The organism is Massilia niastensis DSM 21313 (genome assembly GCF_000382345.1).
Lineage (GTDB): Bacteria > Pseudomonadota > Gammaproteobacteria > Burkholderiales > Burkholderiaceae_D > Telluria > Telluria niastensis.
Genome location: NZ_KB908079.1, coordinates 157,423 through 180,253, shown reverse-complemented (window position 1 = coordinate 180,253; position 22,831 = coordinate 157,423). Strand labels below are relative to the sequence as shown.

The 22,831-nt window shown below is 68.5% G+C and carries 19 protein-coding genes; 14 read left to right on the top strand and 5 right to left on the bottom strand.

Features of this window, described 5'->3' with window-relative positions; genetic code table 11:
- Positions 1-218: IS1/IS1595 family N-terminal zinc-binding domain-containing protein (locus H162_RS35630; protein WP_026354200.1), on the bottom strand; the 218-nt coding region annotated here is incomplete at its 3' end.
- A gap of 484 nt (positions 219-702) precedes the next feature.
- On the opposite strand from H162_RS35630, the gene H162_RS30085 reads away from it, so the two are divergent.
- The 5 genes from H162_RS30085 to H162_RS0104125 all read left to right on the top strand — a co-directional run bounded on the left by H162_RS30085 (position 703) and on the right by H162_RS0104125 (position 4,805).
- On the top strand, positions 703-1,422 hold the full coding sequence (locus H162_RS30085; RefSeq protein ID WP_156885458.1) for a PEP-CTERM sorting domain-containing protein: 720 nt from the start codon (positions 703-705) through the stop codon (positions 1,420-1,422).
- 127 nt (positions 1,423-1,549) lie between these two features.
- Positions 1,550-2,740, top strand: coding sequence for an acyl-CoA dehydrogenase family protein (locus tag H162_RS0104140; protein ID WP_020652187.1), 1,191 nt, complete (start codon positions 1,550-1,552; stop codon positions 2,738-2,740).
- A gap of 10 nt (positions 2,741-2,750) precedes the next feature.
- Positions 2,751-3,893 (top strand): acyl-CoA dehydrogenase family protein, encoded by a 1,143-nt coding sequence (locus tag H162_RS0104135; protein ID WP_020652186.1) that lies wholly within the window; start codon positions 2,751-2,753, stop codon positions 3,891-3,893.
- On the top strand, positions 3,890-4,357 hold the full coding sequence (locus tag H162_RS0104130) for a MaoC family dehydratase (RefSeq protein WP_020652185.1): 468 nt from the start codon (positions 3,890-3,892) through the stop codon (positions 4,355-4,357). Before H162_RS0104135 ends, H162_RS0104130 begins: the two co-directional genes overlap by 4 nt.
- A complete protein-coding gene (locus H162_RS0104125) occupies positions 4,350-4,805 on the top strand; it encodes a MaoC family dehydratase (RefSeq protein ID WP_020652184.1) in 456 nt (151 codons plus the stop codon). The genes H162_RS0104130 and H162_RS0104125 overlap by 8 nt, the downstream gene beginning before the upstream one ends.
- Here H162_RS0104125 and H162_RS0104120 read toward each other — a convergent pair.
- The 4 genes from H162_RS0104120 to H162_RS0104105 all read right to left on the bottom strand — a co-directional run bounded on the left by H162_RS0104120 (position 4,796) and on the right by H162_RS0104105 (position 12,658).
- Positions 4,796-5,737 carry a diguanylate cyclase domain-containing protein gene (locus tag H162_RS0104120; RefSeq protein WP_020652183.1) on the bottom strand — a complete coding sequence of 314 codons (942 nt, stop codon included), beginning with the start codon at positions 5,735-5,737 and terminating at the stop codon, positions 4,796-4,798. The two genes, H162_RS0104125 and H162_RS0104120, sit on opposite strands and share 10 nt — an antisense overlap.
- Positions 5,734-10,203: a response regulator gene (locus H162_RS34680; protein WP_020652182.1), complete on the bottom strand. Its 4,470-nt coding sequence runs from the start codon at positions 10,201-10,203 to the stop codon at positions 5,734-5,736. The genes H162_RS0104120 and H162_RS34680 overlap by 4 nt, the downstream gene beginning before the upstream one ends.
- 129 nt (positions 10,204-10,332) lie before the next feature.
- Positions 10,333-11,553 carry an acyl-CoA dehydrogenase family protein gene (locus H162_RS30080; RefSeq protein WP_020652181.1) on the bottom strand — a complete coding sequence of 407 codons (1,221 nt, stop codon included), beginning with the start codon at positions 11,551-11,553 and terminating at the stop codon, positions 10,333-10,335.
- Positions 11,554-11,575: 22 nt separating this feature from the next.
- Entirely contained in the window at positions 11,576-12,658 is a 1,083-nt protein-coding gene (locus H162_RS0104105; protein ID WP_020652180.1) for a phosphotransferase, read from the bottom strand.
- 510 nt (positions 12,659-13,168) lie between these two features.
- On the opposite strand from H162_RS0104105, the gene H162_RS0104100 reads away from it, so the two are divergent.
- From H162_RS0104100 to H162_RS0104060, 9 genes are all read left to right on the top strand, one after another.
- On the top strand, positions 13,169-14,872 hold the full coding sequence (locus H162_RS0104100) for a GspE/PulE family protein (RefSeq protein WP_020652179.1): 1,704 nt from the start codon (positions 13,169-13,171) through the stop codon (positions 14,870-14,872).
- Entirely contained in the window at positions 14,872-16,104 is a 1,233-nt protein-coding gene (locus tag H162_RS0104095; protein ID WP_020652178.1) for a type II secretion system F family protein, read from the top strand. The genes H162_RS0104100 and H162_RS0104095 overlap by 1 nt, the downstream gene beginning before the upstream one ends.
- The gene (locus H162_RS0104090) at positions 16,101-16,610 is read left to right on the top strand and encodes a hypothetical protein (protein WP_020652177.1); all 510 of its coding nucleotides are present in this window, start codon (positions 16,101-16,103) and stop codon (positions 16,608-16,610) included. The genes H162_RS0104095 and H162_RS0104090 overlap by 4 nt, the downstream gene beginning before the upstream one ends.
- Positions 16,611-16,653: 43 nt before the next feature.
- A complete protein-coding gene (locus H162_RS35625; protein ID WP_020652176.1) occupies positions 16,654-17,130 on the top strand; it encodes a type II secretion system protein in 477 nt (158 codons plus the stop codon).
- A 70-nt stretch (positions 17,131-17,200) separates the two neighbouring features.
- Complete coding sequence (locus H162_RS0104080; RefSeq protein ID WP_020652175.1) at positions 17,201-17,737, top strand: pilus assembly FimT family protein; 537 nt, start codon at positions 17,201-17,203, stop codon at positions 17,735-17,737.
- Positions 17,727-18,317, top strand: coding sequence for a type II secretion system protein (locus H162_RS0104075; protein ID WP_020652174.1), 591 nt, complete (start codon positions 17,727-17,729; stop codon positions 18,315-18,317). Before H162_RS0104080 ends, H162_RS0104075 begins: the two co-directional genes overlap by 11 nt.
- Positions 18,314-19,213: a prepilin-type N-terminal cleavage/methylation domain-containing protein gene (locus H162_RS0104070; RefSeq protein WP_020652173.1), complete on the top strand. Its 900-nt coding sequence runs from the start codon at positions 18,314-18,316 to the stop codon at positions 19,211-19,213. The genes H162_RS0104075 and H162_RS0104070 overlap by 4 nt, the downstream gene beginning before the upstream one ends.
- Positions 19,210-19,662, top strand: a complete 453-nt coding sequence (locus H162_RS0104065; RefSeq protein ID WP_020652172.1) for a pilus assembly PilX family protein — start codon at positions 19,210-19,212, stop codon at positions 19,660-19,662. The genes H162_RS0104070 and H162_RS0104065 overlap by 4 nt, the downstream gene beginning before the upstream one ends.
- On the top strand, positions 19,659-22,757 hold the full coding sequence (locus H162_RS0104060; protein WP_169444432.1) for a DUF6701 domain-containing protein: 3,099 nt from the start codon (positions 19,659-19,661) through the stop codon (positions 22,755-22,757). The genes H162_RS0104065 and H162_RS0104060 overlap by 4 nt, the downstream gene beginning before the upstream one ends.
- Positions 22,758-22,831 lie beyond the last annotated feature (74 nt).

Below are 22,831 nucleotides of genomic sequence, written 5' to 3'. Positions count from 1 at the left end.
GGCGTGCCGGTCAGCGCGTTATAGCTGCGCCGGCAGCGGGTGCAGCGGAAGCGCCGCAGGCCGTTCGCCTGGCCGTAGCGGTGCGAGCGCGGGCAGCCGCAATGCGGGCACGCGGGAGGGCGGGCCTGCTCGATCAGGTCGAGGCAGGGTCGGTCGAGGCCGTCGAGCCAGCTGCGCAGTTGCGTCAGCTGATCGGCGGACAGGGCTAGCTGTTGCAACGCATCCAGTGCCTCGTCGACGTTCCGTCCCGCGGCATCGGCTTCGCCAGGCCGGCGCCGTGCCGGTATATGCCCGCCCATCGCTCGCTCCCCGCTGAGTTACCACGACAACGGGTTGGACAGCCACTAGCCTGATGGGTTTCCAGATTTAACGCGAACAGAGCCTTTGTGTTTTGGCCGGCCGATACAAGGATTCGCTCGTTCGTGGTTCTGCACTTTCACATAAGTAACAAATAGAAAATTTATAACAATAAATATTTCTCGTAGAGTGCGGTACAGCCGTGCTAGCAATTCTATAAAACGCTTGTATAAAAGATTATTCATTCCAGCGATTGACCGACGGAGGTATGGCAACCCTATTGCTCTATAGTGAATGGATATGCACAGTTTGCGTCCCGTCAAAAGTTAGCGCTTTTATGTTTGTGATACGATAACTCTACAGTTGTAACAATAATAATCAATCATCCTTAGAGGAGTTATCGCTATGGCAATTCGCTACCTCGTTGTTGCTGCGCTGCTGGCCAGCGCAGGTGTTGCACAGGCAGAAGTTGTCTCGACTTCACAGCCGGGTTTCCTGTCCGGCTGGACCACGGACAAGGGAACGGATGTACTGGGTTCCGGTGTCCTGGGCGGCAATGTGAATCTGATCGGCGGCATCGCGCACAGTGCGGGTAGCGCGAACGCCAGCCTGGCTGACGTGCTCTACGGCAAAGCGAGCGCGAGCCTTGCCCAGGCCGACGGCCAGACCAAGCTGTTCTTCCAGCGCGGCATCGAAGGCAACTACCTGCTGGGTTCAGGCCATGGCCTGCTGGCAGCCCGTCTCGGCAATGGCGTCTCCGTCGTCGGCTCGAACGATGGCGTGGTCGTGACCCCGGGCGTCGGAGGCGGCAACCAGGTCGGCGGCAACACCGGCGGCGGTGGAAAACCTGGTGGTGGCGGCAACACTGGTGGCGGTGGAAACACAGGCGGTGGAAATCCAGGCGCTGGAAACCCAGGCGGCGGTAACACGGGCGGCGGCGGCAACGACATCCCTCCGGTCGGCGGTTCCGACCCGATCCTGGACCAGCCGGGCGATACGCCGGTCGGCAGCCTGCCTGATGAGGGCGACACCCCGAGCGGCGAAGTGCCCGAACCATCCTCGATCGCGCTGATGCTGGCCGGCCTGCTGGGCGCAGGCGCACTGGCGCGTCGCCGCGTCCGCTGATAGCGCAAGGCGCAAGCGCCGCCCCGGGCTTGCGTCAGCTCAACAGGCTGCTTGGCAGCCCACGCAATTCAGGTACAATCCTTGTGAACGATCGTGCTATTTATGGCGACAATAACAAGGAGACGACATGGACCTGCACTACACGGACGAGGACCTAGCCTTTCGCGACCAGGTCCGCGCCTTCCTCGATTCCCATCTACCGCTCGATATTCAGGACAAGGTGCGCAGGCATCGGCGCCTGAGCAAGGACGACTACGTCCGCTGGCATCGCATCCTGGCCAGGCAAGGCTGGGTGGCGCCGGGCTGGCCGGCCGAATTCGGCGGTCCGGGCTGGACTCCGCTCCAGCGCCATCTCTTCGATGAAGAATGCGCCCTGGCCGGCACGCCGCGGGTCATGCCGTTCGGCATCAACATGGTGGCGCCGGTGATCATGGCTTTCGGCAACCAGGCTCAGAAGGACTACTATCTCCCGCGTATCCTGTCCTGCGAGGACTGGTGGTGCCAGGGCTATTCGGAACCGGGCGCCGGCTCCGACCTCGCCTCGCTGAAGACCACCGCCGTGCGCGACGGCGACCACTACATCGTCAACGGCCAGAAGACCTGGACCACCCTGGCCCAGTATGCGGACATGATCTTCTGCCTGGTGCGCACCGACCAGGGCGTGCGCAAGCAGGAAGGCATCTCCTTCCTGCTGGTCGACATGCATGCGCCGGGTGTTACCGTGCGCCCGATCATCATGCTCGACGAAGACCACGAAGTGAACGAGGTATTCTTCGATAACGTGCGGGTGCCGGTGGCCAACCTGGTCGGCCAGGAAAACCGCGGCTGGACCTATGCCAAGTACCTGCTCGGGCACGAGCGCACCAACATCGCCGCCGTCGGCGTGGCGAAGCGCGAACTGGCCTTCGTCAAGCGCCTGGCCGCGCGCGAGCAGAAGAGCGGCAGGCCGCTGATCGAGGACCCGCTGTTCGCGGCCAGGGTGGCCGCCCTCGAGATCGAACTGATGGCGCTCGAGATGACCGTGCTGCGCGTGCTGGCGCGCGAGGACCAGGCGCCGGGACCGGAAGCCTCGGTGCTGAAGGTCAAGGGCACCGAGATCCAGCAGGGCCTGACCGAACTGATGGTCGAGGCGGCCGGGCCGATGGCGCTGCCCTTCGATGCGGCCTATCTCGAGGGCGAGCGCGAACACAGCCTGGCCGGCGACGACGACGCGGCCCCGCTGGCGTCGTACTACTTCAATTACCGCAAGACCTCGATCTATGGCGGATCGAACGAGATCCAGCGTAACATCATCACCCAGATGATCCTGGGGCTGTGAGGGGACCGAGATGAATTTCAATTTCAAGGAAGAGCAGCTCCAGTTCGCCGATGCGCTCAGGCGCTGGATCGGCCGCGACTACGGTTTCGAGGCGCGCCGCGCCATCGTGCGCTCGGAAGCCGGCGTCTCCGACGCCGCCTGGGCCACGCTCGCCGAACTGGGGATGACGGCCCTGCCGGTGCCAGAACAGCACGGCGGCTTCGACGGCAGCGCGGTCGACATGTTCGTCGTGATGCAGGAGCTGGGGCGCGGCCTGGTGGTCGAGCCCTACCTGGCCACGGTGCTGGGCGCCGAATTCCTGCGCCTCGGCGGCGGCCATGGCGAGCTGCTCGAGCAGGTGGCCGGCGGCGCGTTGAAACTGGCCTGCGCCCTGGGCGAGCGCCAGTCGCGCCACGACATGACCGACATCGCCACCCGCGCCGAAGCGCACGGGGACGGTTATCGCCTGAGCGGCGAGAAGAAGGTCGTGCTGCACGGCGTCGAGGCCGGCGTGCTGGTGGTCACGGCGCGGAGCAGGGGCCAGCAGCGCGACGCGGACGGCATCACCCTGTTCGCGGTGCCCGCCGACAGCCCCGGCCTGCGCGTGACGGGCTACCGCACGCTCGACGGCATGCGCGCCGCCGACGTGGTGCTCGATGGTGTCGTGGTGCCGGCCGGCGCGCGCATCGGCGCCGAGGGCGAGGGCATGGCCATCCTCGACGCGGCGCTCGACTACGGCGCAGCGCTGCTGTGCGCGGAGGCGCTGGGCGCCATGCAGGCGCTGTTCGACGCCACGTTCGACTACCTGAAGACGCGCCAGCAGTTCGGCGTCCCGATCGGCAAGTTCCAGTCGCTGCAGCACCGCATGGCCGACATGTATATGCACCTGGAGCAGGCGCGCTCGATGGCGCTGCTGGCGGCGATGCGGCTGGCGGGCGACGATGCGGAAGAACGCCGGCGCGCCGTCTCGGCCGCCAAGTACCGGGTCGGCCAGGCGGCGCGCTTCATCGGCCAGCAGGCGGTCCAGCTGCATGGCGGCATGGGGGTGACCGACGAGCTGGCGGCGTCCCACTATTTCAAGCGCCTGGCGATGATCGAACTCACGCTCGGCGACAGCGATCACCACCTGGCGCGCTTCATCGCGCAGCCGGGTTTCCGCGCGGAGGCGGCATGAGCAGGCAATGGTATTTCGAGGACTTCCATCCCGGCCAGGAAATCGACCTGGGCGAACGCGGCGTGACGGAAGAAGAGATCATCGCGTTCGCGCGCCAGTTCGATCCGCAACCCTTCCACGTCGACCACGAAGCAGCGGGCGCCTCGATCTACGGCGGCGTGATCGCCAGCGGCTGGCATACCTGCAGCATGATCATGCGGATGGTGGTCGACGGGCTGCTGCTGTCCTCCTCGGGCATGGGCTCGCCCGGCCTGGACAGCGTGCGCTGGCGCCAGCCGGTGCGCGGCGGCGACACCCTGCGGGTGCGCTATGTCACCCAGCAGGTCAAGGCCTCGGCTACCAAGCCCGACCGCGGCGTGGTGTGGTCGAAATGGGTGGCCACCAACCAGCACGGCGAGGAAGTCTGCACCATCGAGGGCATGAGCATGTTCGGCCGCCGGCCGCAGGGAGGCGCCGATGCCTAGGTCCCTGCAACTCGGCGAACTGGCGGCGCTGGCGGGCGCCGAGGTGGCGGTGTCCGACTGGTTCGACGTCGGCCAGGGCCGCATCGGGGCCTTTGCCGAGGCCACCGACGACCGCCAGTGGATCCATGTCGACCCGGAGCGCTGCCGGCGCGAGTCGCCTTTCGGCGGGCCGGTGGCCCACGGTTTCCTGACCCTGTCGCTGCTGCCGGCCATGCTGGAGAGCGCGCTGGCCATCGGCGGCATGCGCATGGGCGTCAATTACGGGCTGAACAAGGTGCGCTTTCCGGCGCCGCTGCCGTCCGGCAGCCGGGTGCGGGCGCGCTGGACCCTGGCGGCGGTCGATCCGGTCGCCGGCGGCCTGCAGCTGACCTGGGACGCGAGCATCGAGCGCGAAGGCGGGGACCGCCCCGTGTGCGTGGCCGAATTCCTGATCCGCTGCTACGTCTGAGCGGCATTGGCGCCGTTGGCGCACATGCGGTACTGGTTGCGCCCTCCGGCCTTGGCCTGGTAGAGCAGGGTGTCGGCTTCCGCGACCAGGGTCGTAGCGGGCTGGCCCTCCTGCGGCACGAAGCTGCACAGGCCCATGCTGACGGTCAGGTTGGGCGAGGTCGGCGAGGCCGCGTGCGGCAGGTGCAGCTGGGCCAGCGAGTCCAGCAGGCGCCGCGCGACCCCTTCCGCGCCTTTCGCGTCGAGCTGGGGCAGCAGCACCGCGAATTCCTCGCCCCCGTAGCGGCTCACCAGGTCGTGGGTGCGGCTGGCGCCGCGCCGCAGCGCGGCCGCGACCTGCACCAGGCAGGCGTCGCCGGCCTGGTGTCCGTAGTAATCGTTGTACAGCTTGAAGTGGTCGACGTCGACCAGGATCAGGGCCACCGGCAGTCCCGCGCGCGCGCAGCGCCGCCACTCGGCCTCGAGGCGTTCGTCGAAGGCGCGCCGGTTGGCCACCCCGGTCAGCGCGTCGGTCAGGGTCAGGGCGCGCAGGGCGTCGGCCTGGCGCTTGACGGTCAGCTGGGTGCGCACCCGCGCCCGCACCACGGCGGCGTTCACCGGCTTGGAGATGAAGTCGGCGGCGCCGGCGGCCAGGGCCCGGGTCTCGTCCTCGGGCGTATTCAGCGCGGTGACGAAGATGACCGGGATGTCGCGCGTTTCCGGCCCGGCCTGCAGCGCCGCGCACACCGCATAGCCGTCGATGCCGGGCATCACGGCATCCAGCAGGATCAGGTCGGGATGCTGGGTGCGCGCCAGTTCCAGCGCGCGCGAGCCGTCCAGCGCGAACAGCACTTCCTGCTCGCCCTGCAGCGCCCCATGCAGGATCTGGATGTTTTCCATCGCGTCGTCGACCACCAGGACGCGGCCGTTCAGCGCTATTTCAGTCCAGCTCATGGTTCCGCCCTCCGCTGCATGAGGTCTTCCACCTGCCGCGCGGCCTGCTCGAAACGCAGCGAGCCGACGGACTCCGCCAGCGCGGCCACGGCATCCGGACTGGCCAGCGCCCCCAGCGCCGGCCGCACGGCGTCGAATTGGGCGATGGCCTTCATGTTGTTATTCTGTAGCAGTTGCAGCAGGCGCGCCAGCGATTCGTTCAGCGCCACCGCGCAGCCGTTCGCGCCGGCATCGAGCAGGGGGGCGGCGCCCGTCCCTTCGAGCTCGGCGGCGGTGCGGGCCATGTCCTCGAGGGCGTGCACCACGTCGGCCACGCGCAGCACGACCGTGGCCTGGTCGGCGCCGCGCAGCGCCAGCTCCAGCTCGTGCGCCCCGCGCGCCACGGCGTCGGCACCCAGGTTGCCGGCGACGCCGCGCAGCCGGTGCGCCACCTGTTGGGCGCCCTGGCGGTCGCCGGCGTCGACCAGGGTGCGCAGCTCGGCCACGGTGGCCGGGTAGCCGGCCGCGAAACGGGTGAACACGGCGACGAAGCGCTCGAAGCTGCCGGCGAAACGGGGCAGGGTCGCCTTCAGGTCGATCCCGTCGAGCTGTCCCGGCACCGGCATCGCGAGCGGCGGCGCGGGCGCGAGCTCCGCCATGGCCGCGGCGTGCGGCACGGCAATCTGTTCCAGGGCGGCAACCAGCTGGTCGACGTCGATGGGTTTGGCCAGGTGGGCCTGCATGCCGGCCGCGAACGAGCGCTGGCGGTCCTCGTCCAGCGCATTCGCGGTCATCGCGAAGATCGGAATGGTCAGGCCGGCGGCGCGGATCGCGGCCGCGGCCTCGTAGCCGTTCATCACCGGCATCTGCAAGTCCATCAGGATCGCGTCGTAGACGGGGCGTTCGGACAGCATGCTGACCGCGATCTGGCCGTTGTCGGCGATGTCGACCGTGGCGCCGGCGTGGGTCAGGATCAGGCTGGCCACTTCCTGGTTGATTGGGTTGTCCTCGACCACCAGCACGCGCATCCCCTGCAGGCGGGCGGACAGCGGCGCCGAACGCGCCGGCTCGGGGTGCTGGCCGCCGTCCACCATGCGCTCGATGGCGATGCGCAGCGTGGTCATGGTGAAGGGCTTGGCCAGCACGGCGTCGGCGTGCAGCTGGCCGGCCAGCTCGGCCAGGCGGTCGGCGTCCGGATCGGCGGCCAGCAGGCAGAAGCGCGGCAGCGCGGCCAGGCCGCCGGCGCGCGCGCTGGACAGCACGGTGACGCCGTCGACGTCGTCCATGACGCTGTCGAGGAAGGCCAGGTTGTACTGCTGGCCCGAGCGCAGCCGCTCCAGCGCCGCGGCGCCCGAGGGGACGCTGTCCACGGTCCAGCCGAAGGAGGCGCAGGCCGCGACCAGGGCGGCGCGCGCGCTGTCGTTGTCGTCCGCGACCAGCACCGCCAGGGCGCGCCTGCCGGTGGGCGGCGCGGCCGGCTCCTCGTCCACCACCGCAAAGGGCAGTTCGAAGCGGAATTCGGCGCCGGCGCCCGGCGCGCTGGTCACCGACAGGGCGCCGCCCGCGAGTTCCACCAGGCGCCGCACGATCGACAGCCCGAGCCCGGCGCCGCCGTACTTGCGGCTGGTCGAGCTGTCGGCCTGGGAAAAGACTTCGAAGATGCGGGCCTGCTGTTCGGGGGCGATGCCGATGCCGGTGTCGCGCACCGAAAACGCCAGGGTGACCGTGCCGGCGCCGCGCTCGCGCACCTGGATCGACAGCACGATCTCGCCATGCTCGGTGAACTTGACCGCATTCCCGACCAGGTTCAGCAGCACCTGCTGCAGCCGCATCGGATCGCCCAGCAGCGCGGGGGGCGAGGCCGGCTCCACCACGAACACCGGCTCGACGCCCTTGGCCCAGGCGTTCGAGGCGGTCAGCACGGCAATGCTGGCCAGGACTTCGTCGACCCGGAAGGCGGTGCGCTCGAGGGTCAGGCGGCCGGCCTCGATGCGCGAGAAATCGAGCAGGTCGCTCAGCATGCCCAGCAGCGAGTGCGCGGCCGTCTTCATGCGCGCCACGTAGCCGCGCTCGCGCCGGCCCAGCTGGCCTTCCTCGAGCAGGCGCGCCAGCCCGACGATCGCATTCATCGGTGTGCGCAGCTCGTGGCTCATGTTGGCCAGGAACTCGCCCTTGGCGCGGCTGGCCTGTTCCGCCTGCTCCAGGGCTTCGACCAGTTGCGACTGGGTGCGCTTGAGTTCAGTGACGTCGGCGTCCAGCATGTAGAAGCCGCGCACCTGGCCGGTTTCGTCGATGTCGGGGATGAAGTTGCTCCACGCATGAATGAACGTGCCGCCGGGCTTGGCCAGCTCGCGCTCGAAGGCTTGCGGCTCGCCGGCCAGCACGCCGTCGAGGTAGGGGCGGACCTGCTCGATCTGCGCGGCGTCGAGGATTTCCTCGGCCCTGCGCCCGAGCGTGTCTTCCTCGCTGCGGCCGAGCCATTCGAGATAGGGACGGTTGGCGAACTGGCAGCGCACCTCGGCGTCCCAGTAGCCGACCAGGGCCGGCAGGTTGTCGGTGACGGTGCGCAGGAAGCGTTCGCGCTGGGCCAGGCGGGCGCCGGTGGCGCGCAGCGCGGTCTCGGCCGCCACCCGCGCGCTGATGTCGCGGATGGTGCCCTGCATCATGCCGACGCCGCCGATATCGACCCGGTTGAGCAGCACGTCGGCATGGAACACGCTGCCGTCGGCGCGCTTGTGCAGCCATTCGAACTGGACCCGGCCTTCGGTCAGGGTGCGGCGCATGTACTCGAGCGCCGCTTCCTCGCTGTTGCGGCCGTCCAGCTGCAGCGGCGGCGCGGTGCTTGCCGGCGACTCGTCCAGCAGTTCGTCGACGCTGGCGTAGCCGAACAGGTCGGCCGCCGCCTGGTTGGCGCTGACGAAGCCGGCCGCATAGGCCACCAGCACGTGGGCGTCGCCCGAGGCTTCGAACAGGGCGCGGAACATCTCTTCGTTGTCGCGGTTGCGCTGCTCCTGCTGCTTGCGCTCGGTGATGTCGAGCACCACGGCGTTCACCCCGACCAGTTGCCGGTCCGGCCCGAACACCGGGTAGTAGCTCGAGATCCAGTGGCGCAGCACGCCCGGCGTGGCCGGCACCTCGCCGGTGGCTTCCTGCTCGACCACCGGGCGGCCGTTTTCCAGCACGCGGCGGTAGCCGGTCTCGAACGCGTGACCGACCTCGCCCAGCAGTTCGGTCAGGGTATGGCCGATGTGCTCGTGCGCCGGCCGCGCGTTGACCCGGGCCAGGTAGTCGTTGATCATCACGATCCGCATGTCGGTGTCCATGAAGCACAGCCCGACCGGGGCGGTCGCGTACACGATCTCGAGCTGGGCCTTCGAGCGTTCCAGCTCGGTGGTGCGGGCCGCCACCAGGGCGCCGTGGCGGGTGCGGTATTCCTGCAGTTCGGTGTCGAGCCGGTGCAGGGCCCTGGCCACGGTGTCGACTTCGCGGATCTCGGGCGGCGGCAGCGCCAGCGGTTCGCCCCGTCCCAGGCTTTCGGCCGGCGCCGCCAGGCCCTGCACCGCGCGCGCGATCGCGCCGCCGAGCGCCCAGGCCAGCCCCAGGCTGAGCGCCAGCAGGGCCGCGATCGCGACCATGGTCGTCGCCAGCGAATGGCCGAGCAGTTCGCGCGCGGCTTCGCGCGGGAAGCGGATCGCCACCACCCAGTCGTGCTTGGGCGAACGGGCAAAGGCGGCGTAGCCGGCCGTCTCGTCGCTCTGGTTCAGCGGGACGATGCCGGCCTCGTGCCTGGTCACCTCGGCCGCCAGCGCGGGCGCCATCGGCGCACCGAGGTTGGCGCCCGGATCGGCGCTGCGCGACACCATCAGGTGGCGTTTCTCGTAGATCTCGGCGACCCAGCTGTCCGGCAGGCGCTGGCTGTCGAGCAGCTCGGCCAGCCGTCTCGGGCGCAGCTGCACCGACAGCACGTAGTTCACCTTGCCATCCTTCCAGACCGGCACGTCGACCGACAGGACGAAGGACTGGTCGGCGTCGGTGCGGTACAGGCCCGAGGCGATCGCGTCGCCGCTGGCGAACACGCGCTCGATGTCCTGGGGATTGCCGGAGGGCGGCAGCGGGGCGCCGTAGGGATAGCGGGTATTCGCCAGCTGGGTGCCGTCGCGGCTGCTCAGCACGACCGCCTGGGCCGGGAATTCGGGGCGCAGCAGCTGGCGCGCGACGACGTGGAAGCCCTCCAGGTCGCCGCGCGCCAGCAGCGCCGAGTTGGCGAGCACGCGGGCGGCGGTCTCGCCGGCGTCGAGGTCGCGGTCGACCGCCGCCGCCAGCACCTGGGCCACCGTCTGCGCGTCTTCCGCGACGTGGGCGCGCTCGCGGATGGCGGCGTCGCGCGCGAGCGCCATGTAGCCGACCAGGATCGGCAGGACGCAGGCCAGCACCAGGATGTAGAGCTTGGACCGGATCGACGGCAGCGAATGACGGGAAAACTGCAAGGTTGCCCCCATGTTGGAGCGGCGCGATCGCGCCGCCTGCCCCCATGGTAGCTGAGCTCAACCTGTATGCAAAGCGGGTGGCGTGCGGCCCGTCGCCAGGCCCGCCAGCGGCCGGGCAAGGCCTGGCGCTCAGCCGTACCTGGCCAGTTCCAGTTTCGCGATGGCGTTGCGGTGCACCTCGTCCGGACCGTCGGCCAGGCGCAGGGTGCGGTTCGCGGCCCACTGGTAGGCCAGCGGGAATTCCTCCGAGACGCCGGCCGCGCCATGGGCCTGGATCGCCCAGTCCAGCACATCCTGGGCCACCGTCGGGGCCAGCACCTTGATCATCGCGATCTCGGACTGGGCGTGCTTGTTGCCCACCGTGTCCATCAGGTAGGCCGCCTTGAGGGTGAGCAGGCGCGCGGTGTCGATCCGGATGCGCGCTTCGGCGATCCGTTCGCGCCAGACGCCCTGGTCCGAGAGCACGCGCCCGAACGCGACCCGGCTGCCGAGCCGGCGGCACATCAGTTCGAGCGCCCGCTCGGCCACGCCGACCGCGCGCATGCAGTGGTGGATGCGGCCCGGCCCGAGGCGGCCCTGGGCGATCTCGAAGCCGCGGCCTTCGCCCAGCAGCATGTTGGCGGCCGGCACCCGCACGTCCTCGAAGCGGATCTCGCAGTGGCCGTGGGGCGCGTCGTCGTAGCCGAACACCGGCAGCGGGCGCACCACGGTGATGCCCGGGGTGTCGGCCGGCACCACGATCATCGACTGCTGCTGGTGGCGGGCCGCCGCGGGGTCGGTCTTGCCCATCACGATATACACCCGGCAGCGCGGATCGCCGGCGCCCGAGATCCACCATTTGTGGCCGTTGATGAGGTAGTGGTCGCCGTCGCGTTCGATGCGGGTGGCGATGTTGGTCGCATCCGACGAGGCGACGTCGGGCTCGGTCATCGCGAAGGCCGAGCGGATCTCGCCGCGCAGCAGCGGCTCGAGCCAGGCCTGCTTGAGTTCTTCGCCGGCGTAGCGCTCCAGGGTCTCCATGTTGCCGGTGTCGGGCGCCGAGCAGTTGAAGACTTCGGGCGCCCACGGCACCCGGCCCATGATCTCGCACAGCGGCGCATAGTCGAGGTTGGCCAGGCCTTGCGGGGCGCGCGCCGACTTCGGCAGGAACAGGTTCCACAGGCCCTGCTGGCGCGCCAGGGGTTTCAGGCGCTCGATCAGCGCGAGCGGCTGCCAGCGGCTGCCGCGCTCGCGGCCGTTGCGTTCGACTTCCTCGGTGAAGGCGCCTTCGTTCGGGTAGATGTGCTCGTCCATGAAGGCGAGCAGGCGGGTGCGCAGCTCCTGGCAGCGCTCGGAATAGGCGAAATCCATGTGCTTGTCCTCGTGAGGTCTGTTATGGGTTGGTGACCGGGGCGCGGCTGCGCGAGGCGAAGCGCCACGCCAGCTCCGCCATCGGACGCGCGGCCTTGCCGTTCTCGAGCGCCTGGGCGCTGGACGCGGTGCCGTCGACATGGCGCTTCATGATGCCCTGCATGATGCCGGCCAGGCGGAACATGTTGTAGGCCAGGTAGAAATCGAAATCTTCTGCGCGGATCGTCTTGCCGGTGCGTTCGCAGTAGCGCGCCACGTAGTCGGGCAGGGAAGGGATGCCGAGCGCTTCCAGGTCCAGGCCCGCGACGCCGCGGAACTGGCCGGGCGGGATGTGCCAGCTCATGCAGTGGTAGGAGAAGTCGGCCAGCGGGTGGCCCAGGGTCGACAGCTCCCAGTCGAGCACCGCGAGGATGCGCGGCTCGGTGGGGTGGAAGATCATGTTGTCGAGGCGGTAGTCGCCGTGCACGATGCTGGTGTCGTCGCCCGCCGGGATGTGCGCCGGCAGCCATGCGATCAGGCGCTCCATCTCGGGAATCGGTTCGGTGGCCGAGGCCTGGTACTGCCGGGTCCAGCGCTCGATCTGGCGCGCGAAGTAGTTGCCCGGCTTGCCATAGTCGGCCAGCCCGAGGGCGGCGTAGTCCAGCGTGTGCAGGCGCGCGATCACGCGGTTCAGCTCATCGTAGATGGCGGCGCGTTCTCCCGGCGTCATGCCGGGCAGCGACTGCTCCCACAGGACGCGTCCCTCGACATGCTCCATCACGAAGAAGGCGCGCCCGATCACCGACTCGTCGGTGCACAGCGCGAACTGGCGCGGCGCCGGAAAGCCGGCGCCGTGCAGCGCCCCCATGACGCGGAATTCGCGCTCGATCGCATGCGCGGAGGGCAGCAGCTTCGCCGCCGGCCCGGGCTTGGTGCGCAGCACGTAGCGGGTGGCGCCCGCGTCCAGGAGGAAGGTCGGGTTCGACTGACCGCCCTTGAACTGCGCGACCTGCAAGGGGCCGCCGGGATAGCCGTCGACGTGCCCACGCATCCAGGCGTCCAAAGCGCCGGCATCGAACTGCTGGCGCTCCGACACCGGTTTGGTCCCCATCATGTCTTCGTACATCGTGTCTCCGAATGGTTGTTGTGGAGGAACTGGCGCCCGAAAAGGCACGGGCGTACTATTTTAAGGCGAAACTTGAACGTGTTTTGCAGTATTGCTCGAATAACTGTTCCATCGTGGCATTCGGGGTCAGGTCTGTCATTCGGACATGGGCGCACAATCTTTGCGAAATCTCAGCACGGTTTTTAGCATACTGGGACTTTCCCCTCTTTCCGAGCTTGTCCGTGATGCGCGGGTTTTGGTGAGCCAAGCATTGACGAGTTTGAGATAAACACACCAGCATCTTGATGTAAAGCAAAGGTGTTCGATCGGTGTCCGAATGACAGATCTGACCCCGAATGTCGCATCGTGCTCGCTGACAAGGCGGGCCGGTGCCAAGTTTAATATTGGCCATCTTGCACCGGCGACAAGTATTTGCGAGGCGAAACGGAGACAGTCGGACATTTCCCGTCATCACAATGATTCTTTCTGGCATAAAATTGTGCCCGCAATACATTACGATGAAGGGAAGTCATGGCAAGGCCAGAAAAAGTCCGCCTCGGCGAAGTGCTGATGCAGCAGAAGCTGCTGAGCGAGGAGCAGCTCCAGCAGGCGCTGGCGGACCAGACGCGCACCGGGCGCAAGCTGGGCCGCGTGTTCGTCGAGAACGGCTACGTCACCGAAGAGCAGATCTCGGGCGCGCTCGCACGCCAGCTGAACATCCCTTATATCCACCTCAAGTTCTACAACATCAATTCCGAGCTGGTGCGCCTGTTGCCGGAGACGGCGGCGCGCCGCTTCCGCGCCCTGGTGCTGGAAGACCGCCGCGAGAACATGCTGGTCGGCGTCTCCGACCCGACCGACCTGTTCGCCTACGACGAGATCGCGCGCCTGCTGAAGAAGGGCGTCGAGCTGGCGGTGGTCAACGAGACCGAGGTGCTGGGGGCGATCGACCGCATCTACCGCCGCACCGGCGAGATCACCGGACTGGCGCGCGAGGTCGAGGCCGACCTGGGCGACGCCTCGATCGACTTCGGGGCGCTGGCCGCCAACCCGGGGCTGGAAGAAGCGCCGATCGTCAAGCTGCTGCAGTCGGTGTTCGACGACGCCGCCCAGGTGCGCGCCTCGGACATCCACATCGAGCCGCAGGACGGCCGCCTCTCGATCCGCTTCCGCATCGACGGCGTGCTGCACCTGCAGACCGAAGCCGACCTCAAGGTCGCCACCCCGCTGGCCCTGCGCCTGAAGCTGATGGCCGACCTCGATATCTCGGAAAAACGCCTGCCGCAGGACGGCCGCTTCGCGGTCAAGGTGCGCAACCAGCGCATCGACGTGCGTATCTCGACCATGCCGACCCAGTACGGCGAGTCGGTGGTCATGCGCCTGCTGAACCAGGTCGGCACCACCCTGCGCCTGGACGCGATCGGCATGCCGCCACGGATCGTGGAGCGCTTCCGCGCCATCGTCCAGCGCCCGAACGGCCTGGTGCTGGTGACCGGCCCGACCGGCAGCGGCAAGACCACCACCCTGTACAGCGCGCTGTCCGAGCTGAATTCGGTCGAGAAGAAGCTGATCACGGTCGAGGACCCGGTCGAGTACCGCCTGCCCGGCATCAACCAGGTGCAGGTGAACGACAAGATCGACCTGAGCTTCGCGCGCGTGCTGCGCTCGGCGCTGCGCCAGGATCCGGACATCGTGCTGGTCGGCGAGATGCGCGACCAGGAAACCGCCCAGATCGGCCTGCGCGCCGCGATGACCGGCCACCTGGTGCTCTCGACCCTGCACACCAACGACGCCGCCAGCACCCCGCTGCGCCTGATGGACATGGGCGTGCCGCGCTACATGGTGGGCGGCTCGCTGCAGGCGGTGCTGGCCCAGCGCCTGGTGCGCGTGATCTGCGAGAGCTGCTCCACCCCGTACCAGCCGCAAGCGCCTGAAATCAACTGGCTGCGCGCGGAGCTGGGCGCGCACGCCGAGACCACGCCCTTCTTCCACGGGCGCGGCTGCTCGCACTGCAACGGCACCGGCTACCGCGGCCGTACCGGCGTCTACGAGCTGCTGGAGATGACGCGCGCCGTGACCGACGCCGCCAACCACCCGGATCCGGGCCACTTCCTGAAGGTGGCGCACGCCGAGATGAAGGGCGAGACGCTGCGCCGCCACGCGGTCGGCCTGGCGGTGCAGGGCCGCAGCACCATCGCCGAGGCGATGCGGGTCAGCCACCAGGTCGAGGAATAATGCCCTTCTTCGCCTACAAGGCCCGCAACGCGCGCGGCGAATTGCTGCAGGGCGTGCTGGAAGGCGCCGACAGTTCGGCGGTGGCCGACCAGCTGTTCGGCAGCGGCGCCACGCCGGTCGAGATCACCCCCACCCGCAAGACCGCGGCCGGCGGCGGCAACGGCCTGCTGGCGCGCCTGACCGAGAAGAAGGTCGGCTCGATGGATGTGCAGCTGTTCAGCCGCCAGATCCACACCCTGCTCAAGTCGGGCGTGCCGATCATGCGCGGGCTGGCCGGCCTGCAGGAATCGGCCATCAACAAGTCCTTCGCGCGCGTGATCAAGGACCTGCGCGAGTCGCTCGACGCCGGCCGCGAGCTGTCGGCGGCCATGGCGCGCCATCCCCAGTGCTTCTCGGCCTTCTACCTGTCGATGGTCAAGGTGGGGGAGATGACCGGGCGCCTGGAAGAAGTCTTCCTGCGGCTGTTCGACCACCTCGAGTTCGACCGCGGCATGCGCGAGCGGGTCAAGACCGCGCTGCGCTATCCCAGCTTCGTCGTCATCGCCATGGCGATCGCGATGGTGGTCGTCAACATGTTCGTGATCCCGCAGTTCGCGGCGGTGTTCAAGTCCTTCAACGCCGAACTGCCGCTGATGACGCGCATCCTGCTGTCGTCCTCGCAGTTCACGGTGGCCTACTGGCCGGCCATGGCGGGGATCGCGCTGTGCGCCGTCTTCGGCTTCCGCTCCTGGGTGCGGACGCCCGCGGGGCGCCTGTCCTGGGACCGGCGCAAGCTGCGCATCCCGATCGCCGGCAAGATCATCCACAAGGCGACCGTGGCGCGCTTCGCGCGCAGCTTCGCGCTGTCGATCCGCAGCGGCGTGCCGATCGTGCAGGCGCTCACCGTGGTGGCGCAGACCGCCGACAACGCCTGGCTGAGCGCGCGCATCGAGCAGATGCGCGACGGCGTCGAGCGCGGCGAGAGCATCCTGCGTACCTCGACGGCGGCCAGCGTGTTCACGCCGATCGTGCTGCAGATGATCGCCGTGGGCGAGGAAACCGGCTCGCTCGACGACCTGATGGACGAGATCGCGCAGATGTACGAGCGCGAGGTCGACTACGAACTGAAGACCCTGTCGAGCCAGATCGAGCCGATCCTGATCACCTTCCTGGGGGCGATGGTGCTGGTGCTGGCGCTGGGCATCTTCCTGCCGATCTGGGACCTGGGCAAGGCCGCCCTGCATCCGAAATGAGCGGCCTGGCGCGGGCGGGCGGGGCCACGCGCTTCGAGTTCGCCGTGTGCGCGGCGCTGGTGGCGCTCCTGGCCGGCATGCTGCTGCTGCGGCTGCTGGACTACCGGGTCCAGTCGGAGCGCACGGCGGCCTATCACGTGGTCGGCGCGCTGCGCACCGCGCTCGCCGCCCGCGCGGCCCAGGCGCCGACCAGGGCAAGCCTGGCGGCGCTGGCGCAGGAAAACCCGATCAGGTGGCTGGACCGGAAGCCCGTGAATTACCTGGGCGAATACTACACGCCGGACCTGGCCGAGCTGGAAAAAGGCGCGTGGTTTTTCGATCGCAGCGATCGCAGCATCAATTATTTGCTCAGGAGCGACACTTTTTCCTCAGGGTCATCAAAATTGCTTAAGTTCAAGGTAAAATTGTCACGCGCGCCGCATCCAGTCGATATCGACGGGCAAAGCGGGCACCTGCAGGGCCTGGTACTCGGCGAAGTCGAGCTGCATGCGTCCACCAATAATTAGCAAAAGCGCGGTTTATGCCCGCACTCTACACGGAGAGAACCTGATGAACAAAAGCTTCACCAAAGGCGCGCAAGGCGGTTTCACGCTGATCGAACTGATCGTGGTGATCGTGATCCTGGGCATCCTGGCGGCGACCGCGCTGCCGAAATTCGCGAGCCTGGGCGGCGACGCCCGCGTGGCCAGCCTGCAGGCGGCCCGCGGCGCACTGAATGCGACGGCGGCGATGATCCATGGCCAAGCGCTGATCAATCCGTCCGCAGACACGATCACCGTCGAGGGTGTGGTTGTCAACCTCACCAACGGCTACCCGAGCGCAGAGGACGCGTTAGCCACTGCTGCCGGCCTGAACGCGGCTGATTACCAGATCACCTCCACTAACACGACCGTGACCATCCGTCCGGTCAGCGTGGTCGGCAACACTGCGCTCCAGAACAGCTGCTTCATCCGCTATCGCGAAGCGGCTGCCGGCCAGGCGCCGACCTACGAGCTGCCTGCCGGCGGCACGCTGACGTGCGAATAAGCCTCTTCGGCTGATCCTTGCCGGGCACGATTGCGTCACGCAATCGTGCCCGATCCTATTTGAAACACGCATGAGCGACCGCCGTCCACCCCATCCACCGCAGACGGGCTTCACGATGGTCGAACTGATCGTCGTGATGGTCATCATCGGCGTGCTCGGCGCGATCGGCGCCGGCCGCTTCTTCGACCGGTCCGAGTTCGACAGCGACGTCTTCGCCGAGCAGGCCCGCGCCTTGCTGCGCCATGCCCAGAAGACGGCGATCGCGCGCAACGCCCCTGTCCACGTCCTGCTCGACGCAAACCGCATCGCACTGTGCCATGAGGCGTCCGACGGCGACTGCCCCGCGGCGAGCCGGGTGGCGGCGCCCGGCGGCGCCATGGGCGCTGCGGCCTCGAGCACCCATTGCCAGGCGGACGGCTGGTACTGCCTGGGCCGGCCCGAGGGCGTCAGCTACGCGCCATCCGCAAGCCTGCGTCGCTTCTTCTTCGACCCGCTCGGCCGTCCGCTGACGGCGGACGGCAGCTTCGACGGACTGACGCTGTCGATCACCGGTTCGGGCAAGGCCCGTGCGGTCAGCGTGACCCGGGAGACCGGCTATGTCCAGTAAGCCGGTGCGGCGGGCGCGCGAACGGGGCCTGACCCTGATCGAACTGATCCTGTTCATCATGATCGTCGGCGTGGCGCTGGCCGGCATCCTCGGTGTGCTCAGCCTCACCACCAAGCACAGCGCCGATCCGCTGCGCCGCAAGCAGGCGCTGATGATCGCGGAAGGGCTGCTGGAAGAAGTCCAGCTGGCCAGGTTCAGCTATTGCGACCCGACCTCGCCGAACGCGGAGGACGAGGACGTCGGCAGCCCGGGCGATTGCGCGCTCGCCGAGAACTGGGGCCCGGAAGCCGGCGGCGTCCGGCCCCACGACAACATCAACGACTACGTGGCGCAGCCGAACCTGCCGGCCGCGGCGTTCGACATCGGCGGCGTGCTGTCGGACGCCAACGGCGACGCGATGCAGGTCGACGGCTATACCGCGCGCGTGACCGTGACGCCGCAGTCGATCGGCGGCATTCCGGTGGCGCCCGGCGCCGGCGCCGACGTCGATGTGCTGCGCATCCGGGTCGAGGTCGGCTACGACGGCGACAAGGTGGTGCTCGACGGCTACCGCACGCGCTACGCCCCGGGCTTGCTGTGATCGCGCGCCCGCCTGCCGGCCGCGCGCGCGGCTTCACCCTGGTCGAAGCGGTCCTCGTGATCGTCATCATCGGCATCATCGGCGCCGTCGTGGCGGTGTTCATCCGGGCGCCGGTCCAGGGCTATGCCGACAGCGCGGCGCGCGCCGCCGCCACCGACGAGGCCGACCTGGCGCTGCGCCGCATCGCGCGCGACCTGCGCCTGGCCTTGCCCAACAGCGTGCGGGTCAGCCCGGACGGCGACGCGGTGGAGTTCCTGCAGACCCGCACCGGCGGCCGCTACCTGGCGATCGACGACGGCGTCGCTCCCGACACGCCCGGCATGCATGTGCTGGATGTCGACAATCCGGGCCGGACCAGCTTCACCGTGCTGGGCGGGACCATCCGTCCGATCGAGCGCGGCGATTTCATCGTGGTCTACAACCTGGGCGAGGGTGCCGAGCCGTCCGATGCCTACCTGTACCGTCCCGGCGCGGCCAACCGCAATATCGCCCAGGTCAGTGCGGTCGCCGGCGCCGGCACCGCCAATCCCGTCGTCGAACTCGAGTACAACCCGTTCGCCCTGCAGGACACGCCGATGATGTCGCCCAACCACCGCTTCCAGGTGGTCACCGGACCCGTCACCTATGCCTGCGAGGGCCGTGCCGGCGGCGGCAATGCGCTGGTGCGCTACTGGGGCTACGCCATCCACGCCGCACAGCAGCTGCCACCCCAGGGCGGGCCGCAGCGCGCCGTGATCGCGGAGCGCGTCGGCAGCTGCGCCGGCATCTTCCGCTACGGCAGCGAGGCGTCCCGCCGCAGCGCCCTGGTGATCCTGAACCTGTCGCTGCGCCTGTCGCCGGGCGACGACGCCGGCATCCGCCTGGTGCACCAGGTCCACGTCGACAACACGCCATGAGCAGATTCCCGCTTCCCCATCCGCGCCGCAGTGCCGGCGTCGGTCTCGTGACCGCGATCTTCCTGCTCGTCGTGCTGGCGGGGCTGGGCGTCGCGGCCGTCACGATCTTCAATGCGCAGCAGGCCGGCGCCAGCAACGATTTCGAGGGCGCCAAGGCCTACCAGGCGGCGCGCGCCGGCATCGAGTGGGGCCTGTACGAACGCCTGCGCGCTGGGCGCTGCGGCGACGGATCGTTCGCGCTGCCGCCCGACAGCGTACTGGCCAACTTCACCGTGAGCGTGCACTGCGAGGCGATCGCGGGCCCGGTCACGGAGGATGGCGACGAGGATGCGCTGACCCGATGGCGCATCAAGGCCACGGCCTGCAACCAGCCGGTCGACGACCAGTGCGGGAAGCAGGCCAGCAACAGTCCCGATTTCGTACAGCGCAGGCTGGAGGTGGAGATATGACAGTTCACAGGACGATGGTCCGCCTGCTGGCGGCAACGGCATGCGCCACCATGGCCGCGGGCGCACCGGCCTACGCCGACACGCCGCTGCGGCTGGTCAAGGCCTACGAGGGGAATATCGATTTCACCGGGACCCAGGCCAGCCTGCGCGACAAGCAGGGCGGCGCCAAGTCCTGCATCATCGCCTCCGAAGGGCAGGCCTCGTTCAGCCTGCCGTCCGGCGCGACCGTGCTGGCGGCCCACCTGTACTGGGCCGGCTCCGGCGCCACCATGGACGCCGACGTCAGCATCGACGGGCGCGCCGTCAGCGCGCCGCCGGAGCGCCGCTACCAGTCGTCGATCGACGGCCTGAGCTACTTCGGCGCGGCGGTCGAGGTCACCGACTACGTCAAGGGCAAGGCCAGCCACAGCTACAAGTTCGCCGGCCTGACGGTCGACAACGGCAGTCCGTACTGCTACAAGAACCACAAGAGCAATACGGTCGTCGCGGGCTTTGCGCTGCTGGTCGTGTACGTCCTGCCGAACGGCACCTACCGCACGATCAACGTGTTCGAAGGATTCGAAGCGCTGCTGAACCGCTCGGTGTCGGTGACCATGGGCGATTTCCGTGGACCGGCGGCGCCCGGCGCGGCGAAGGGCCGGCTGGGCCACATCGTCTGGGAAGGCGACCTGACCGGCTCGCAGAAAGGGGACACGGTGGCGTTCGACGGCACGGTGCTGACCAATCCGCCGTTCGCCACCAACGACAACAACTTCAATGCGAAGAGCAGCATCAACAGCGACGAGACCTCGATCGGCGTCGACTTCGACGCCTACGAGCTGGGCGGCTTCGGCGCCAACCAGACCAGTGCCAGCGCCCGTTTCACCACGGAAGACGACCTGGTGCTGATCCAGGCCGGCATCCTGGCGCTGCCGTCGGTCGCCTCCGCCGACCTGAGCCTCGACAAGAGCCGCTCCGGCGAGCTGCAGGTCGGGCGCACGGTCGACTACACGCTCAAGGTCGGCAACGCCGGGCCAGGCCCGGACAGCGCCGTCCAAGTCGTCGACAAGCTGCCGGCGCAGCTGGAGTACGTCTCGTTCTCGGGAGCGGACTGGGAGTGCAGCGCGTCCGGAGGCAGCGTCACCTGCAGCTACAAGAAGCCGCTGCTGAAAGGCGCCACCGCATCGGTGACGATCCGCGCCAGGGTGGTCGCTTCCGGCAGCGTGACCAATACCGCGACGGTCATCGGTTCGAACGACGCCGACCAGCGCAATAACACCGGCACCAGCAGCGGCACCGCCACCAATCCGGTCAGCGGCGCCGGCTATGCCTTCACGCGCGCCGGATGCACGCCGGGCCAGCCGGTCGTCGACGAAGGCGCAGGCTGCCGGCGCTTTACCGGCCCCGTCGTGGCAGGCGCGCCGGTGTCGATCCATATCACGGCCGTGTCCGCGGACGGAAAGGCCGTGGCGCTCGACGCGGCGGCGGAGAAGACGGTCCAGCTGCGCTTCGCGCTCGAATGCAACGATCCCGACACCTCGGGCGGCATCGGCGCGATGTATGGCGCCAGGCTTGCCGCCTGCTCGAAAAGCGGCACCACGGGGGCGAACCTGTCCTGGACCGCCGCCAGCGTCAAGTTTGCCGCCAACACGGCATCGGCGGACGTGCAGTTCCAGTACGCCGACCTGGGCCGGATCCGGCTGCATATGCTGGACAGCGGCAATGTCGGCCAGTCGGTCCAGTTCGTGTCGTATCCCGCCGTGCTGGAGACGGCGTTCATCCGCAGGAAAGCCGACCAGCAGGCCAATCCGAAAAACGACGCGGCGACCGGCGTCGGATTCGCGCGTGCGGGCGAGGCATTCGAGGTGGGCCTGGTTGCGAAGGGACATAACCAGGAGAAGCTGCCGAGCTTTGGGCGCGAAGCCTATTTCTCCTCCTCCGCCGGCGATGCCCTGGTGCTTGGCGCTGCGCCATCGGGCGCACTCGCCAGGCTGGTGCAGGAATCGGCCGGGCAGGGCGCCCAGAAAGAGCCTCTCCCGGCGCAGCTGACGGCCAGCTTCGCGCTGGCGGCCGGCAGCGCCGGCACGGTGGTCGGCACCACGGCATGGCACGAGGTCGGGAGCATCGGGCTCACGCCGACCCTGGCCGATTACCTGGGAACCGGCATCGACATCACGGCCGCGCCGTCGACCGTCGGGCGCTTCTATCCTGCCTACTTCAAGACCGCCGTCGCGGGCGGCTTCACCTGCCTGCCGCGCATGCGTTGCCCGGCGCAGGGCGCGGCGGCGATTGCGAATGCAGCCTTCTCCGGCGAACCCTTCGATGCCGCCGTGACCGCCTACAGCGAGAGCGGCGCCCCGTTGCAGTATTTCGCGGCCGGATCGGGTCCGGACCTCAACTTCATCCCCGACCTGGGCCTGAGCGCCGCCGTGGCGCCGGGCGGCAAGCTGTTCGAGCGGATCGAGGGCGCCGAGCCGTTCGGCATGCCGCCCTCCGTCGGCAGGACTGTCGCGCGCCCGGCCAGTTTCCAGCTTGGCGTCCGCTTCGACCGGGCAGCGGCGCGCAGCGGCGGCTGGCGCGCGCCGACGGCAGTCTACCTGCGCGCCGACAGCGCCGAGAACCGCGCCGGCACGGGCGCGGTCCAGGTCAGTTCGCTGCGGGCGGAGGCGCCTGCGCAATCGGGCGAGGCCGGCATCATGGTGATCAATGGCCGCCTGCACCTGGCCAGTGTACTGGGCTCCGAGCTGCTGAAGACCAGGATCCCGATGAAGGCGCAGTACTGGACCGGTACCGCGTGGGAGAACGTCGTCACCTTCGACCTCGGGCCGTCGGCCGACTTCTTCAAACCGGTCTTCTCGGGATGCCAGCGCAGCCTGGCGCTGACGCCGGCCACCGCGATCGGCGCCGAGAACTGCAATCCCGATGTCGTCAAGTCGCTGGGCGGCAAGCCGCCCCGGCTGGACCTGGGGATGGGCGACTACTGGCTCGCCGCTCCGAAGAAGACCGGCAGCGTCCACGTCCACATGAAGAGCGCCGAGTGGTTACCCAGCATGGTTGGGCGCGTGACATTCGGCCAATACCGGAGCCCGGTGATCTATATTCGCGAGATGTATTGACAACGAAAGCGCCTGCAAACTGTAAAAACCCAACTGTTTTTGGGTAGCCGGTGAGTTTTTGTGATCGATTCCGG